The sequence below is a fragment of the Haloarcula sp. H-hyl2 genome, from assembly GCF_056934385.1.
This window is the reverse complement of sequence record NZ_JBRIIJ010000008.1, coordinates 1-13662: the sequence shown is the minus strand read 5'-3', so window position 1 is coordinate 13662 and position 13662 is coordinate 1. Positions and strand designations below refer to the sequence as shown.

Here is a 13662-nt window from a genome sequence, read left to right as displayed (position 1 = left end):
CTTCATCCGCTTGTTCTCGGTCGACAGGCCACTTCAACCCCACAAGGGTCCGTCTGAAACCGGCGCACGAGATCACGGTCGTCATCGCGGCGGTCGACTTCAACCCCACAAGGGTCCGTCTGAAACTGGGGTGCTCAGTTCCTCGATACTCGTGGCGACCTGACTTCAACCCCACAAGGGTCCGTCTGAAACGCGTCGACAGCGCCGGGGTCGAGCCCCAGCGCGTTACTTCAACCCCACAAGGGTCCGTCTGAAACCTACGCGTGGGCCACCAGACGGTGTACGGTGCCTGACTTCAACCCCACAAGGGTCCGTCTGAAACACGTTGGTGTCGGCGGTGGGGCCGTAGTCCTCGTTACTTCAACCCCACAAGGGTCCGTCTGAAACACGCGAGGACATGGAGGCGCCGTCATAATGCAGCCCACTTCAACCCCACAAGGGTCCGTCTGAAACGTTCCCGGAAGACTACGCGTTCGCTGGCGACACGAAACTTCAACCCCACAAGGGTCCGTCTGAAACCATGGCCGAATTCAGGGCCATATACACTCTCCTATCCGGTTTCACTTCACTATTTTCGTCGACCCGCAATAGCTCCGTTACCCCCGGGGGGTCGACGACGAATCGAGCCGTCTTTGTCCGTCCAGTCCCGAGACCGGCTATGGAGCGACGGGCCTACCTCCGGGCTGTCGGTGTGACCAGCATCGCCGGTCTCGCCGGGTGTATCGGGACCAGTAGCTCGGCCACCGAGTACGACGTGGGGATGTCCGCAAAGGACTTCCGCCCCCAGACTATCGCAGTCGAACCGGGCACGGAGGTCGTCTGGCGGAACACGAGCAAGCAGGGCCACTCGGTGACGGCCTACGAGGACGGGCTGCCCGACGGGGCCGACTACTGGGCCTCCGGCGAGTTCGCCACCGAACAGGCGGCCCGCGACGCGTGGGGGGCAAGCAGTAAGGGCACGCTCTTCGAGGGCCAGACCTACAGCCACACCTTCGAGGTGCGTGGCGAGTATCCCTACTTCTGTATCCCCCACGAACGGGGCGGGATGGTCGGGACCGTCGTCGTCACGGACGATCCCGGTACGGCGACGGAGTAGACGGCATTCGCGCGGACGGCGGCGAGACGAGCGGTGTCGCCACTCGCGACTGAGGTCGAAAAAACGAGCTGTTCGCGTCGCTTAGCCTTCGACTTCGACGTCTTCCTCGTCGACGTCGACGGCGGCTTCCTCTTCTGCGGCGACTTCCTCGGGACGGGCCTCGAGGGTCGCCTTCTGGATCTCGACGCGGCGCAGGGGGTAGATGTCCTTGGCCTCGCCGTAGATGGCAGAGGAGAGGCGGCCCTCGACGACGCTGTCGATGACCTCCTCGAAGGTCCGGTCCTTGGCCGTCTCCTCGACGAGGTCGATCATCGTGCGGCGGATGGCCTTCTCCTGGGAGGCGTCGGCCTTCTTTGTCGTGACGGCGACCGGCTGGATCTGGACGCGGTAGTCGTCCGTGGTCAGCACGGTGATGAAGGCCTCGACCTTCGAGGAGCCACGGCGCACGAGCGAGCGCAGGTAGTCCCGCGTCAGCTCGTGTTTGGTGAACTCGGTGTACGCCGAGTCCGAGGCGACCTCGTTGATCTTGAAGGTCAGCTTCGTGTTGTTCTCGCTGGCGTCGTTCTGCAGTTCGCCAAGTGTCGTTTCGATGGTGCGACCGAGCACCTTGTCCGGTTCGTCTGCGGTGGTCTCACCGAGCTCCTCCCGGTCGAACTGCTCGGGAGCGTAGACGGTGTACCATCGCTTTTGCTGTTTGCGCTTGGAGACGCTTCGTTCACTCATGGGTTATGTCGTTGATCGGTTGGTCGGTAAGCTGTGCTGCAACCCGGAGGTTGACGACGTAGTCGTCGACGGTCGCCTGGAGGCCACCCACCGACTCGCGGTCGATGGTGGTGACCACGGCGTCGCCCTCGACGCGTGTGTCCATCTCGTCGGTGTTGTCGGGCCGGAGTGCGGCCGCGACACGGTCCGCGGCGGCGGGCGAGCCGTGGGTCGTGCGGATCTCGGCGCTGTTCATAGTGCCTCCCGGAACGCTTCGATGAGGTCGGCCGTCGAGACGTCGAACCGCGCGCGAGCACGGGTCGTCGTCCCGACCGACTCGCCACCGACGGCGGTCGCCGCCGCATCCATCGTCGCGGCGACGTCGCTGCCGTCCGTCGACCGAGCGGCGGCGTGGCCGTCTGTGACGACGAGCGTGACCGGTTCAGGCGAGCGGAAATCGGCGAGCAGTCGGGCGACGGTGCCGACCGGCATCGCGTCCCCGCGAGCGACGAATAGATTCTCGTAACGGCCGGTCGTGGCCGTCTCGACGGCCGAATGGGCGCGCTGTGCGTGGCGGCGCCATGCTGCCAGCGCGTCCTCGCGGACCGCATCGTGGCCGAGCGCCAGCGCGATGCCGGTGCCCGGCTGTTCGCGCCCGACCGTATCCAGGACGTCCGCGTAGCCGCCGACCGTCTCGAAAGGGCCCCCGACGTAGGGTCGGAGCCCCCGCTGGACGGTCTCGGCGGCCTGTGGCGCGGCGTCGTCGGAGTCGGTGACCGCGAGTGCGGCCAACGAGGCGACGCGCCGGTGGTCGTCCACGTCGAGGTCGGCCGGGAGTTCCAGCGACGCGAGCGCGGCCTGTGCCGCGTCGGTGTCCCCCGAGAAGGGGGCCGACAGTAGCGTCGAGTGGGCCAGGCCGTCGGCCAGGTCGGCAACCGGGACGGCGATTCCCGGTCGGCGGGTCAGGCCCGCCTGCTCGGCGGCGTCGGCGACCTGCCCGTCGACGTCCCCGGCGGCGATCGTGCCGGCCAGGGCGAGCGTCGGACTGGTCGTCGCGTCGAGTTCGCGTGCGGCCTCGAAGGCCGTCGCGGCGATCCGGTGGCGGAGCGTGTGGTCGGCGGCCGCGTACTGGCGACCGAGTGCGACGGTGACGTCGGCGTCGGTCGACCGGTCGGGATCGGCGAAGGGACCGACAGCGCTGGCCTGGAACGGCGTGTCGCTGTCGGTCAGTGTCCGCGCCAGCACACCTGTCCCAGCGAGCGCGTCGCCGGTGACGCCGCTGACGAGACGGACGAACGTCGCGTCGGCGAGCGCCCCAGCGAGGTCACTGGCGGAGGTGGCTGGCGTGTCGTCCCGGCCGGTCGTCGACATCGTGGTTACTCCAGTCCGAGGGCTTCGACGGCGTTGTCGTAGCTGTAGGTGAACTCCTCGTCGATCTCGTCACCGCGGTAGTAGTCGACGAGACGACGGATCTTCGACTGCGTGTTCTGGAGCGCACGCTTGTTCTGGTAGTCCGTCGGGTTCTCGTCCATGTGGTCACGGAGGCGGACGGCCCGCTCCAGGAGGCTCCGGAGATCCTCGGGCAGGTCCGGGTCGGCCTCGTTGTCCTCGAGGATCTCGGTGACCTTCTTGCCGGTCGCGAGTTTGACGTTCGGGACCGGTGTGCCCTGGACGCCTTCGTCGCGCAGTTTCAGGCCGATCTCGCTGGGCGAGTGGCCCTGGTCGGCGAGTTCGACGACGCGCTCTTCGACGGCGTCGGCGTCGACGTCGCTCCACTCCGGGGGTTCGTCTGCCGCGGGCTTGTCCGAGTCGGACGAGCCACGACGGCGTGTATGCATTCGTGCCATAGTTGGTCTTGGAACTGCACGAACCGCTCGTCGCTGCCGGTAGCGAGGCGTATTGGCACCTGGTGGTGCCGAACACGGCCGCAATCCCGAGCCGCGGAAGCCCACGGCGTGTCAGATTTGCGGTCGTGCTGTTCCCAGACGATGTTCGCCCACCGACGCGTAAAACCGTTACTACTCGGGCTGCCGGAACCGAGAGGGTGTGCGCGCACCAAATATCATAGCTGATAGCTGGCGGGATAGAGTTGTGAACCCGGCCGTCTTTAGGTTTGACGAATGACCTGCGAGCATCGGCCTCGCTGTGGTAGACCGGCGGTACGTGGTGGTCACTCCAGCGTTCACTGGAGAGGGATATCGTGATGGGACGAATGGAACCGCGGCAGTCGAGCGGCGACAGTCGCGCACAGAGCAGCGTCATCGGCGTCGTGCTCATCCTCGCGATTATCATCGCTGGAACGACGCTGGTCGTGGCGCTGGGTTCGGAAGCCTTCGGCTCGACGATGAACCAGCTTTCGGGCGAACGGGCCGAGAAGTCGATGACGCAACTGGACTCTCAGGCGGCCATGGTCGCACTGGGAAGCTCACGGGCACAGGAAGTGGCGCTCGCGTCCTCGACCAACAGCGGCTATCGGGTCGAGGACGACGGCAGCTGGATGCGCCTCTCGTATACGAACCTCTCGGGTGCGTCGCAGACGACGATCATGAACGAGTCGATGGGAGCACTCGTCTACGACGACGGAGAGCGCGAGATCGCCTACCAGGGCGGGGGCGTCTGGCGCTCGGCCGGTTCGAACAACACCGTGATGGTGTCACCACCGGAGTTCCACTACCGCGAGGCGACGCTGACCCTGCCGCTCGTGACCGTCTCGGGTGACGACTCCATCGACGGGAAGGCAGTCATCACGCAGAACGGCTCGCAGGCGTACTTCCCGAACAAGACGCTGAACACGAACTTCACGAACCCGTTGCGACGCAGCGAGGTCGAGGTGACCGTCCAGAGCGACTACTACCGCGCATGGGGCACCTTCTTCGAGCAGCGCACGACCGGCGCGGTGTCGTACGATCACGCGAACAACCGCGTCAACGTCGTGCTGGTGACACCACTGGAGTCGACGAAGATCAACGCGGCGGCGGCGAGTCTGGCTCCGAGTGGTAGCTTCGAGGTCAAGGGCTCCTCGAAGGTCTCCTGTTCCTCGGTCTCGAAGATATACACCGACAGCTACAACTCCAGCGACACGAGCGACGGCTACTGCGATCAGTCGCCCGGTGACGAGGGGGACGTCGTCTACGGACAGAGTATCGACATCAGCACCGGGTCGGGGAATTCGGACTTCGAGGGCGACCTCGTCTCCGGCGGCAGCGTCGCCGTCGGTAACGGTGGCGGGAAACCCGACGTCAGCGGCGACATCAACTACACGACCAGTTGCAGTCCCAGCGTCTCCGACTGCCAGTCCCGCATCAACACGGGAAGCGGGAGTGTCAACCAGATCGACGGAATCCCGGATCGTGGCGCGCTGAACTACCTGGTCCAGGAGACGGTCAACAGTACCGAATCCGCGAACGCGAACGGTGGTACGACCAGTATCACCGGCAACTCACTCGACTACGGCGGGTCCTCGGTCACGGTCGGGGCGGGGACCTACTACCTCGATCGGATCGACGCCTCGGGGAAGAAGATCATCCTCGACACGACGAGCGGGAATATCACCCTCGCCGTCCACGAGTTCGTCCACCTCCAGAACTCCAACATGACCGTCAAAGGCGACGGCGTGGTGTACATCTACGTCGAAGGTGCAGGCACACACGCTGAGGACCTGCACGTCGACCGGGACTCGAAAGTCTGGAACAAGGGCGACGACGCGCCGCAACTCCGCGTCCTCGGGCAGAGTAACTTCACCGCGGTTGTCGGGAAAGACAGCGGGACCGGTGCCAACCCGAGTCTGGCACCCGGCGGTGGTGCGCCGCTCGGACAGAGTACTGGCGGGGACACCCGCTTCTTCAGCGTCCGTCCTACGAGTTTCGCGCTGGCGCCGCCTGGCGGCAACCTCGCCCAGTTCGTTGGCGTCATCTACGCGCCGCCGGGCAACGGCGGCACCGGCAACGTGAACGTGAACTTCGGCGAGGTCTACGGCGGCATCGTCACCGGGACGACCACCATCAACAAGGGCTCGATACACTACGACGAGGCGCTCCGCGAAAAGCAGACGGTGACCCGCGGCAAGAACGTCGTCGAGGTGACGTACCTCCACGTCTCGGCCAACCGTGTCAACGTCACCAGCGGCTGATCCCGTTCCCGTCGTTTCGTCGCTCGGACGAAGGTCGATAGCCAGCCGAATCGGCCACAAGTATCATATGTGATAGACAGACAAGTGACAATTTGTGTGTCCGTCCCGAACTCCGGGGTAACCCAGGAGTCGGAGCGAGACTGAGAGGGGGAGCGACGTGAGAGGGAGCCAGCCAGCCACCATCGAGTCAGCAGCGAGTCGGTACCGAGCAGCAGCCAGCGTAGTCGGACCACGGGGTGTCGTCTCGTGACCGGTGGCGGGGGCCGAGGACCGCGTGCGACGCGTCCACTGCGCGCACAGAGCAACGTCATCGGCCTCGTACTCGTGCTCGCGGTCGTCATCGGCGGCATCACGCTGACGGTCGCACTGGGGACGGAAGCGTTCGGGTCGACCCAGAATCAGCTCTCGATGGAGCGAGCCGAGAAGTCGATGACCCAACTGGATTCCCAGGCAGCGATGGTCGCACTGGGTAACTCACAGGTCCAGGAAGTCTCGCTCACTCGCACCGCGAACAGTGGCTACCGCGTCGAAGACGACACCGGCTGGATGAACGTCTCGTACACCAACCTCACCGGCGGGTCGACGACGACGGTGATGAACGAATCGATGGGCGCGCTCGTCTACGAGAACGAGGACAGCGAGATCGCTTACCAGGGTGGCGGCGTCTGGCGGTCCAACGGAGAGGACAACTCCATCATGGTGTCGCCGCCGGAGTTTCACTACCGGCAGGCGACGCTGACGCTCCCGCTCGTGACCGTCTCGGGCGACGAATCCATCGACGGGCGGGCCGTCATCACGCAGAACAACTCCGAGGCGTACTTCCCGAACAGGACGCTGAACAAGAACTTCACGAACCCCCTGGAACGCAGCGAAGTCGAGGTGACCGTCCAGAGCGACTACTACCGCGCCTGGGGCACCTTCTTCGAACAGCGTACCACGGGGGAGGTGACCTACGACCACCCCAACAACCGCGTGACGGTCGTCCTGGTCACGCCGCTGCAGGCGACCGACATCAACTCCGCCGCGGCGAGTCTGGCCGCCAGCGGCACCTTCGAGGTCCACGGGTCCGCAAAGAGTTTCTGTCGATCAAACACTTACACGGACAGCTACAACTCCTCGCTCGGTGGCGCCAGCAACGACTACTGTAGCCAGACCCCCGGCAACGAGGGCGACATCGTCTACGGCAACGACATCGACATCAGTTCCGGCTCCGGCGGGGACAACTTCTACGGCTCGCTCGTCTCGGGCGGTAGCGTCGTGGTCGGCAACGGCGGCGGGAAACCCGACGTCGACGGCGACATCAACTACACGACGGCCTGCCAGCCCAGTGTCTCCGACTGTCAGTCCCGTATTACCGCAGCCAGCGGAACGGTCAACCAGATCGACGGCGTTCCCAAACGCGGGTCGCTGGATTACCTCGTCCAGAGCACCGTCGAGAACACGAGAAGTTCCAACGGCAACAGCGGTACCAGCAGTATCTCCGGGGATACCCTCGACTATGGAGCCAGTGCCCCCACCGACGAGGTCACGCTCGGGCCTGGGAACTACTACCTGGACCGCATCGACGCCAGCAATAAGGAGATCTACTTCGACACGACCAGCGGGAATATCACGATGTCGGTCCGGGAGTTCATCCACCTCGACGACAGCAAGATCGAAGTCCAGGGCGACGGCGTCGTGTTCATCTACGTCAAGGGTGCCGGGACACACGCCGAGGATCTCTCCCTCGACAAAGACTCGGAGATCACCAACGCCGGTGACGACGCGCCACAGTTCCGAATCTTCGGCCAGGCCAACTTCACTGGGCGCATCGGCTCCGGCGGCGGTGGGTCGGACCCGGCGAAGTACGTCGGCGTCATCTACGCGCCACCGGGCAACGGCGGCACTGGCGACGTGAACCTCGACTTCGGCGAGGTCTACGGCGGCATTGTCACCGGGACGACCACTATCAACAAAGGGTCGATCCACTACGACGAGGCCCTGCGAGAGAAACAGACCCTGACCCGCGGCGACGACGTCGTCCGGGTCACCTACCTCCACGTCTCGGCTAACCGCGTCAACGTCACCAGCGGCTGACGCACCGACCGCGTTCTCGAGATCTATCGTCTATCGCCGGTACGAGAACGACGTCTTCGACGGTTGTCGGGACGATTCGTGCCAGTGGATCTGCACGAACCGGCCACAAATATCATATATGAGAACTGGGTAGATACGAGTATCTGCTCGCGCGCAGGAGAGACTACGATGGGGTCAGGAATCAGGGTCGCTGTGGGCGGTCGTCGGGTCAGGACGGCCGGGACAGCGTCGACGGAGCGTGATGTATCGTGACAGCGGGGAGCGAGCGTGGCCAGAGCAGTCCGATCGGCGTGGTACTCGTCCTCGCGCTCGTCATCGGCGGGTCGACGCTGGTCGTCGCGCTGGGCTCGGAAGCGTTCGGGTCGACTCAGAACCAATTGGCGCTCGAACGCGGCGAGAAGTCGATGACACAGCTCGACTCCCAGGCAGCCATGGTCGCGCTGGGGGATTCACAGGTTCAGGAGGTCTCACTCGCCGCCTCGTCGGACGGTAGCTACCGCGTCGAGTCACAGACGGGCTGGATGAACGTCTCGTACGAGAACCTCACCGGTGGCACCAAGACGACGATCATGAACGAGTCCATGGGAGCGATCATCTACGAGGACGGCAACCGGGAGATCGCCTATCAGGGTGGCGGTGTCTGGCGCTCGGCCGGCGGTGGGAACGCCGTGATGGTGTCGCCACCGGAGTTCCACTATCGGGAGGCGACACTAACGCTCCCGCTGGTGACCGTCTCGGGCGACGAATCTATCGATGGCAAGGCAGTCATCGCACAGAACAACTCCGAGGCGTACTTCCCGAACGAGACGCTGAACAAGAACTTCACGAATCCGCTGGAACGCAGCGAGGTCGAGGTGACCGTCCAGAGCGACTACTACCGCGCCTGGGGTACCTTCTTCGAACAGCGCACGACCGGCAACGTGACCTACGACCACGCGAACGACCGCGTGACCGTCGATCTCGTCACGCCGCTGCAAGCGACAGACATCAACTCCGCGGCGGCGAGTCTAGCCGCCAGCGGGACCTTCGAGGTCGACGGCTCGGCACAGAGCGTCTGCCGGGCGGACACCTACACCGACAGCTACAACTCCTCGCTCGGCGGGGCGAGCAACGGCTACTGTAGCCAGACGCCGGGCAACGAGGGCGACGTCGTCTACGGGAACGACATCGATATCAGCAGCGGGTCCGGCGGTGACAACTTCTACGGCTCGCTCGTGTCCGGCGGGACTGTCAAAGTCGGTAACGGGGGCGGGAAACCCGACGTCGGCGGTGACATCAACTACAGCACCGCCTGCCAGCCCAGCATCGCTGACTGCCAGTCCCGGATCGTCGGCAGCGGGACGGTCAACCAGATCGACGGTGTCCCCAAACGTGGGGCGCTGGACTACCTCATCCAGAGCAGCGTCGAGAACGCGAAGACCTCCAACAGCAACGGCGCAACAAGTGCAATCTCCAGTGGGACCCTCGACTACGGTGCCAGTTCCCCCACCGACGAGGTAACGCTCGGCCCCGGAAACTACTATCTGGACCGCATCGACGCGAGCAACAAGGACATCTACTTCGACACGACCAGCGGCAACATCACGATGTCCGTCGACGAGTACATCCACCTCCAGGACAGCGACATCGAGGTCCTGGGCGACGGCGTCGTCTGGATCTACGTCAGGGGTGCCGGGACACACACCGAAGACCTCTACCTGGACAAGGACTCGGAGATAACCAACGACGGTGACGACGCGCCACAGTTCCGGATCTTCGGCCAGGCCAACTTCACCGGCCGCATCGGCTCTGGTGGAAGCGGTTCGGACCCAGCGAAGTACGTCGGCGTCATCTACGCGCCGCCGGGTAACGGCGGCACCGGCGACGTCAACATCGACTTCGGCGAGGTCTACGGGGGCCTCGTCACCGGGACCACGACGGTCAACAAGGGGTCGATCCACTACGACCGGGCGCTCCGGGAGAAACAGACGCTGACCCGTGGCGACGACGTCGTCCGAGTCACCTACCTCCACGTCTCGGCCAACCGCGTCAACGTCACCAGCGGGTGAGGTCACCCCTGTCGAGGCTGAATCACCTCGCTACCGCTCGATGTCGAGTCCGATCTTGTGGACCGGGACGTACAGCCGGTCGGGCGAGGAGCCGAGGTTACACGTGACGAACTCGTCACCGCTGGCGTCGGTCCCCTGGGTACAGCTTCCGAACCCTTCGGCTTCGAGTGCCGTCTGCCAGTACTCCCGGCGTGGGGACGTGATGTTGACGTAGACGTCGTCGAAGTCCGTGTCCGAGGGCGTGTTCGCGATGCGGACGGTCGTCTGCTTCCGGTCTGCGCGCACCAGTGCAGTCGACCCACCGACGCTGGACGTGTTCTTCGAAACCGTTGCGATCACCGGAAGTAACACACGGTCGGACTCGACGACGAACGGTGGGTCCTCGACCACGAGCCCACCGTCCCGCTGTGTCCGGAACACCGTCCCGGCCTCGTAGACGAGTTTCCGGTCGTTGCCCGCATCGTAGACGATCGGACGGACCGTCCGTGTGATGGTGACGTCGCCACTGGGCCCGTTCGTCGCGGTGACGTTGATCGTCACGTTGTCGTCGGTGTATAGCTGGACGCCCCGGAGACTGATCTCCGTCGCACGGCTCGGTGCGCCACGGGCGTGGATATCTGCCATGTTCTCCGAGAGGACGTCGAAGGCGCGTTCGGCGTTGTTGAGTTGCTCGGCGTCACGTGCGTCCTGGAGCGTCTGGAGCCCGGACACCGAGACCAGCGCCACGGAGGTGATGATGATACCGAAGACCAGTGCGAAGCTCAGCACCTCGCTCGCGCCCCGATCAGCCATCGGTCACCTCCAGTGCGCCGCCGTTGACTCTGATGACGACGATACCACCGTCGACAGTCGAGGACGACAGCGACGTCCGGGTGTCGACCGGAACGGTGACCTCGACATCAGGATTGTTCATCGAGAGGATCAGTTGTTGGCCCGACGGGTCCAGTTCGATGTCGTAGGTCCGCCCGGTGATCCGCTGTGGGAACGTCTGTTCGATCCGCACCGTCGTCGATCCGCTACCGGCGATCACGAGCCTGTCGGCCCGCTGGATATCCGCGTTGATCTGCTCGCCGACGACGCGCAACTCCGAGCGGACGACCTGTTCCTGCTCGCCCTCGACGAAGTTCGTCCCCGAGAAGAGCAACCCAGTGACCAGTAGCGAGGCGATGGCGATGCTCAGCACGTAGTTGAGCGTCGAGGAGACGGCGCGGTCGGTCACGTCGGCTCACCCGGAGCGACCCGGACCTCCGTCTCGTAGGTCAGCGACGACCCGTCGTATCGATAGACGACACGAGTGGCATAGACGCCGTCGAGCGTGTACGGATCGGTGCTGCTGACACCGACGAGGAGATTCGCGTTCGCATACGAGTTCGTGTCGATGACCATCGAGTAGTTGCCCTGGACCAGCTGGCTGTTGTTGTACTTGATATCGTAGGATCCACTGACACCCTCGCCGAACTCCATCGGCGCACACGGTTCCCCGCCGACCAGCCCCCGAGTGAGATCGACCTCGACTGGTCCACTGGCGGGCGAAGCGGTACAGACACCCTGGTCGCCACCGAACTCCTTGACGCCGACGGCGACGTAGCCGGACGAATTTTCGGTCACGTTGACCCGCCAGGTGTCGGAGCCGTCGGTGACGTTCAGCCGGAACTCGTCGGTCGGCGTCCCACCGAAGTTCGCACCACCCGCGGTGTTCGCATCGTGGATAGTCATCGTGTACGCCCGCGTCCGTCCCACGTTGTCGGCGACGGTCCAGTTCTGGGCGCCGAGGGTCGCACCCGTGAACGTCGACCCGCCGCTTTCGTTGTCCTTGATCTGTGTCCCGTGCGTGTAGCCCGTCGGCGCCGAGACAGTGACGACCCGGCTGCTGACCGACTGTTGCCGCGTGACCGACGTAGAGACGTTCTCGACAGCCTTGTCTACGCTGTCCTCCAATGCCGTCTCCGAGGAGGTGTTGTGGATGTTGGCGTTCGTTACCGTGCGACCAACAGTCTGTTCGACCTCGTGGCGAAGGAGCAGTGCGTCGTCGCTTCCGGCGGTCTCACCCCTGCTGGCGAGGTTCTCCGTGAAGATGGCCGCGTTGACGACGAGTGCCAGCGCGATGAAGGTCACCGCCAGTGCGAACGCCGCGATCAGGATGATCTGCCCGCGGTCCGCGTTCAGATCCGCCACGTGATCACCTCCACCCGGACAACGTTGTAGACATTGTCGCCGATATCCTGCATGTAGAAGCTCGTCGCGTTCGTGACGTTCGAGCCCGGAATCGGCTCCTCGTCCGCCGAGTACAGCGGGTCGTCGTCGGTGATCGTCACCGTCCGTCCCGCCACGACGGCGTTGTCGCTGGGCACGCCCTGGTCGACGAGCGACCGGGTCAGTCGCTCGCCGTTGGGCTTGTGGAAGATGAGGCGGACGTTGTACGAGATGCTCCGGTCGCCGAAGGCCCGCGCGAGCATGTTCCCGAACGTCGTGTTCGGCGGCCCGTTCGTGTAGTACCCGATGTCGGTGGTGCCGTGGAACCGCTCGGAGGAGTTGTTCCAGTACAGCACGGTCGATTTCAGCGCGTCCTGCTGGGCTGCCGCCGCGAGGATCCCGTTGGTGACCGACCGTTGCTGGTTCTCGATGTGTTGGCTCGACGTACTCGCCGAGAGCGGCGTCACCGCGGTCGCCTGCAGGGCGAAGATGATGCTACTGAGCAACAGCAATCCGGCGACGATGGCTTCGAGTGTGTGTGCCTGTCCACGCATGTTACCACATCTCCACTTCGACGGTGACCGCCTCGCCGTGCAGCGAGACGACTCGGGTCGCTGTCACGGAATCCGCGCTCGTACTCGGGGCGTCGTCCCCGGCGATCAGGACCACATCGCTCCCACCCGTGCACCCGCTGTCTGCCTCTGCGAGGGCCTCGGCACTCGCGTCCCAACACAGCCGATCCGACCCAGGGTCGGGGTCCGCCGAGACGTTCCCCTGGACGGTGATGTTGACGCGTTGCCGGTCGGTGATCCCCACCCGCTCGTTGACCGTCGAGCCAGCGTAGTTACAGCCAGGCGGAGACGTCCCAGCGAAGAACGCGACCGCACATTCGCGGTCCCAGACGTTCGGTTCGGTCGGTGAGCCGAGCAACCCCATCGACAGGTCGTCGGCCACACGGTTTACTGTCACCGTCTCCTCTGGACTCCCGGCGGTGAACGTCGTCAGGATACCCGGTACGAACAGGAAGATGAACAGGACGATTGCAAGGAAGATACTGATGCCGACGGCGAAATCGAGCGTTGTCTGTCCACGGCTCATAGATGACCCCTGCTATGTGTTTGCTCCCGCCGCATGTCTCACCCTTCGAGACGTGTCCGCGGCCAGTTGTGACCCAACAACTGCCGGGACAATGTGAGCGGTTGTAGCGAAAGAGTATCTCACCTGATTTAGGTATTCTGGCCGTTTTCTTACAATTGATAATCACACAGACTCGATCGTCCCACTCTGCGTGTCACTCTCCCTGACACCCCGCGCACTTCGATGGGTTTAATTGAGGTCACCGGATACTGGATGATGCGAGGGCTCGTAGATCAGGGGTAGATCACTCCCTTGGCATGGGAGAGGCCCCGGGTTCAAAT

13 protein-coding genes and 1 CRISPR repeat array (1 of these 14 only partly in view) are annotated in these 13662 nt (G+C 64.3%); of the genes, 4 read left to right on the top strand and 9 right to left on the bottom strand.

Annotation, left to right across the window (positions count from 1 at the left end; all coding sequences use genetic code 11):
- A CRISPR array of direct repeats spans positions 1–519; the repeat unit is 30 nt; unit sequence ACTTCAACCCCACAAGGGTCCGTCTGAAAC; it reaches 2740 nt to the left of the window's first position.
- A gap of 139 nt (positions 520–658) precedes the next feature.
- Positions 659–1096: a plastocyanin/azurin family copper-binding protein gene (locus Hhyl2_RS21835; RefSeq protein WP_483552899.1), complete on the top strand. Its 438-nt coding sequence runs from the start codon at positions 659–661 to the stop codon at positions 1094–1096.
- An 81-nt stretch (positions 1097–1177) separates the two neighbouring features.
- Here the strand turns inward: Hhyl2_RS21835 and Hhyl2_RS21830 are convergent, their stop codons facing one another.
- The 4 genes from Hhyl2_RS21830 to Hhyl2_RS21815 are packed head-to-tail and all read right to left on the bottom strand — an operon-like array spanning position 1178 to position 3645.
- Positions 1178–1819 (bottom strand): 30S ribosomal protein S3ae, encoded by a 642-nt coding sequence (locus Hhyl2_RS21830; protein ID WP_483552898.1) that lies wholly within the window; start codon positions 1817–1819, stop codon positions 1178–1180.
- Positions 1812–2054 (bottom strand): KEOPS complex subunit Pcc1, encoded by a 243-nt coding sequence (locus Hhyl2_RS21825; protein ID WP_483552897.1) that lies wholly within the window; start codon positions 2052–2054, stop codon positions 1812–1814. Before Hhyl2_RS21825 ends, Hhyl2_RS21830 begins: the two co-directional genes overlap by 8 nt.
- Positions 2051–3169, bottom strand: a complete 1119-nt coding sequence (locus Hhyl2_RS21820) for a hypothetical protein (protein ID WP_483552896.1) — start codon at positions 3167–3169, stop codon at positions 2051–2053. The genes Hhyl2_RS21825 and Hhyl2_RS21820 overlap by 4 nt, the downstream gene beginning before the upstream one ends.
- 5 nt (positions 3170–3174) lie before the next feature.
- Positions 3175–3645 carry a 30S ribosomal protein S15 gene (locus tag Hhyl2_RS21815; RefSeq protein WP_483552895.1) on the bottom strand — a complete coding sequence of 157 codons (471 nt, stop codon included), beginning with the start codon at positions 3643–3645 and terminating at the stop codon, positions 3175–3177.
- Between the two features lie 356 nt (positions 3646–4001).
- Between Hhyl2_RS21815 and Hhyl2_RS21810 the strand changes: the two genes are divergently transcribed.
- From Hhyl2_RS21810 to Hhyl2_RS21800, 3 genes are all read left to right on the top strand, one after another.
- Complete coding sequence (locus Hhyl2_RS21810) at positions 4002–5927, top strand: DUF7289 family protein (protein ID WP_483552894.1); 1926 nt, start codon at positions 4002–4004, stop codon at positions 5925–5927.
- A gap of 246 nt (positions 5928–6173) precedes the next feature.
- Positions 6174–8003 (top strand): DUF7289 family protein, encoded by a 1830-nt coding sequence (locus Hhyl2_RS21805; RefSeq protein ID WP_483552893.1) that lies wholly within the window; start codon positions 6174–6176, stop codon positions 8001–8003.
- A gap of 248 nt (positions 8004–8251) precedes the next feature.
- Positions 8252–10051 (top strand): DUF7289 family protein, encoded by a 1800-nt coding sequence (locus Hhyl2_RS21800; RefSeq protein ID WP_483552892.1) that lies wholly within the window; start codon positions 8252–8254, stop codon positions 10049–10051.
- A 30-nt stretch (positions 10052–10081) separates the two neighbouring features.
- Here Hhyl2_RS21800 and Hhyl2_RS21795 read toward each other — a convergent pair whose 3' ends face one another.
- Genes Hhyl2_RS21795 through Hhyl2_RS21775 form a run of 5 tightly spaced genes read right to left on the bottom strand, consistent with a single transcriptional unit; the run spans position 10082 to position 13342 of the window.
- Entirely contained in the window at positions 10082–10843 is a 762-nt protein-coding gene (locus tag Hhyl2_RS21795) for a DUF7289 family protein (RefSeq protein ID WP_483552891.1), read from the bottom strand.
- On the bottom strand, positions 10836–11270 hold the full coding sequence (locus Hhyl2_RS21790) for a DUF7266 family protein (RefSeq protein WP_483552890.1): 435 nt from the start codon (positions 11268–11270) through the stop codon (positions 10836–10838). Before Hhyl2_RS21790 ends, Hhyl2_RS21795 begins: the two co-directional genes overlap by 8 nt.
- Positions 11267–12226, bottom strand: coding sequence for a DUF7261 family protein (locus Hhyl2_RS21785; protein ID WP_483552889.1), 960 nt, complete (start codon positions 12224–12226; stop codon positions 11267–11269). Before Hhyl2_RS21785 ends, Hhyl2_RS21790 begins: the two co-directional genes overlap by 4 nt.
- Positions 12214–12798, bottom strand: a complete 585-nt coding sequence (locus Hhyl2_RS21780) for a DUF7288 family protein (RefSeq protein ID WP_483552888.1) — start codon at positions 12796–12798, stop codon at positions 12214–12216. Before Hhyl2_RS21780 ends, Hhyl2_RS21785 begins: the two co-directional genes overlap by 13 nt.
- A 1-nt stretch (position 12799) precedes the next feature.
- Positions 12800–13342 carry a DUF7287 family protein gene (locus Hhyl2_RS21775; RefSeq protein WP_483552887.1) on the bottom strand — a complete coding sequence of 181 codons (543 nt, stop codon included), beginning with the start codon at positions 13340–13342 and terminating at the stop codon, positions 12800–12802.
- Between the last annotated feature and the right edge of the window lie 320 nt (positions 13343–13662).

Excerpts from the sequence above, each read along its gene's own strand:
- Hhyl2_RS21825 (WP_483552897.1), bottom strand. The coding sequence starts at position 2,054 with ATGAACAGCGCCGAGATCCGCACGACCCACGGCTCGCCCGCCGCCGCG.
- Hhyl2_RS21830 (WP_483552898.1), bottom strand. The coding sequence starts at position 1,819 with ATGAGTGAACGAAGCGTCTCCAAGCGCAAACAGCAAAAGCGATGGTAC.
- Hhyl2_RS21795 (WP_483552891.1), bottom strand. The coding sequence starts at position 10,843 with ATGGCTGATCGGGGCGCGAGCGAGGTGCTGAGCTTCGCACTGGTCTTC.
- Hhyl2_RS21815 (WP_483552895.1), bottom strand. The coding sequence starts at position 3,645 with ATGGCACGAATGCATACACGCCGTCGTGGCTCGTCCGACTCGGACAAG.
- Hhyl2_RS21775 (WP_483552887.1), bottom strand. The coding sequence starts at position 13,342 with ATGAGCCGTGGACAGACAACGCTCGATTTCGCCGTCGGCATCAGTATC.
- Hhyl2_RS21780 (WP_483552888.1), bottom strand. The coding sequence starts at position 12,798 with ATGCGTGGACAGGCACACACACTCGAAGCCATCGTCGCCGGATTGCTG.
- Hhyl2_RS21835 (WP_483552899.1), top strand. The coding sequence starts at position 659 with ATGGAGCGACGGGCCTACCTCCGGGCTGTCGGTGTGACCAGCATCGCC.
- Hhyl2_RS21820 (WP_483552896.1), bottom strand. The coding sequence starts at position 3,169 with ATGTCGACGACCGGCCGGGACGACACGCCAGCCACCTCCGCCAGTGAC.
- Hhyl2_RS21810 (WP_483552894.1), top strand. The coding sequence starts at position 4,002 with ATGGGACGAATGGAACCGCGGCAGTCGAGCGGCGACAGTCGCGCACAG.